Source organism: Lactobacillus sp. C449L, from assembly GCF_059900815.1.
The window spans coordinates 1-457 of sequence record NZ_JBWXGA010000218.1 but is presented as its reverse complement, the minus strand read 5'-3'; the positions used below and the strand labels follow the sequence as shown (position 1 = coordinate 457).

Genomic DNA, 457 nt, shown 5'->3' with positions numbered 1-457 from the left:
CTCGTGCCCAATGCCGAGACCTGGCTCGACTTCACCGACCTCGTGTTCCTCGACCCGGTCGAGACGGGCTACAGCCGCGCCTCCGGCTCGCGTGAGGAGATCCGCGACCGCTACTTCACGGTCGAGGGCGACATCTCGTCCATCACCGCCGCGATCTCGCGCTGGCTGCGCCAGAACGACCGTCTCGCCTCGCCGAAGTTCTATGTGGGCGAGAGCTATGGCGGGTTCCGCGGTCCCCTTGTGGTGCAGAAGCTCCAGACGGAGCTCGGCATCGGGATGTCCGGAGCGATCCTGCTCTCGCCGGTGCTCGATTTCGGCTTCCTCGGCCAGCCGCGGCACGGCGCGATGGAGTTCGTGGCCCGGCTGCCCTCGCTCGCGGCAGCGCGGCTGGAGCGCGACGGCGTCGCGAGCCGCCAGGCTCTGGCGGAAGCCGAAGGCTACGCGGCGGGCGAGTATC

The 457-nt window shown here is 69.6% G+C and carries 1 protein-coding gene; it reads left to right on the top strand.

Translation table 11 applies throughout. The features are described from left to right. Positions 1-457, top strand: a 457-nt coding sequence (locus tag AC2JF9_RS09115) for a S10 family serine carboxypeptidase-like protein (RefSeq protein WP_500727131.1), incomplete at both ends; no start/stop codon positions are given.